We start from the raw sequence: 865 nt of genomic DNA, 5'->3' as shown, positions 1-865 counted from the left end.
GCAAGAGCTTTTACTCTTGGGAAAAAAGCAGAGCAACAAAAGCAAACAGAAAAAGCTTTAAAAGCAGCCACAACACGTCTGGAGGTGGAAAGTGAAGTTAATCAAAAAAGTGATGCTGATGTGCGTTCTGATCTTTCTCGTTGGTTGCGGGACAAATAAGTATATCTCTTGTGTTGGTTGGTTACCAATTTATTTAGAGAGGCAAGATGTCAACGTCATCAGTTCTAATTTAGCAAGAGAGATCTTAAAGCACAATAATCTAGGTGAACGCGTGTGTGGGTGGAAACATGGCTAGAAAAAAAACACAAGACGATACAGAACTTACAGAAGCAGAAAAAGAAATCCTCCAAGAAATCATCATGACCTACAAAAGTATAAAAGTGATGTCGCGTTATACGAAATGGATTGTACTCATTATACTCTTATTAGCGCTTGATTTTTCACGTATTATGGATGCATTAGTAAGTATTTTTACACAAAAACCAAATATCCGACTCTAAACATACTCTGAGACGCGCGAAATTCTTTAGAAAATGGATTCTTAAATTTGCTCGTCTCATGGAGACTATCAATAATAGCTTTACACATTTAAAACTGTTATTTTCACAGAATTGGACATATCAAATTTCTCGTCAAAATAGCTAAAAACACTGCAGAGGTAATTGTAAAAATTCTATCCTGTTATAAATGAAGCCCACTGTTCCAAGAGAACATGTCGCTGTTCTAAAAAATCCGTTCGCATGTAGGCTTTCGTCACTGAACTCCCAACTGTATGTGCAAGAACAGTTTCGGCAATCTCAAATGGTGTTGACGTTGTCTCTGCTATCCAATCCCGTAAGCTTGAACGAAAACCATGGGGACGATA

1 protein-coding gene and 1 pseudogene are annotated in these 865 nt (G+C 37.3%); one reads left to right on the top strand and one right to left on the bottom strand.

Annotation, left to right across the window (positions count from 1 at the left end; all coding sequences use genetic code 11):
- Positions 1-287: 287 nt before the first annotated feature.
- A complete protein-coding gene (locus ACFIL8_RS11345) occupies positions 288-500 on the top strand; it encodes a hypothetical protein (RefSeq protein WP_375616725.1) in 213 nt (70 codons plus the stop codon).
- Positions 501-673: 173 nt separating this feature from the next.
- Here ACFIL8_RS11345 and ACFIL8_RS11340 read toward each other — a convergent pair.
- A pseudogene (locus ACFIL8_RS11340) lies at positions 674-865 on the bottom strand (integrase); the annotation flags it as partial.

This window comes from Bartonella sp. AP57NXGY (assembly GCF_042195805.1).
Taxonomy (GTDB): domain Bacteria; phylum Pseudomonadota; class Alphaproteobacteria; order Rhizobiales; family Rhizobiaceae; genus Bartonella.
This window is presented reverse-complemented; position numbering and strand designations above follow the sequence as displayed.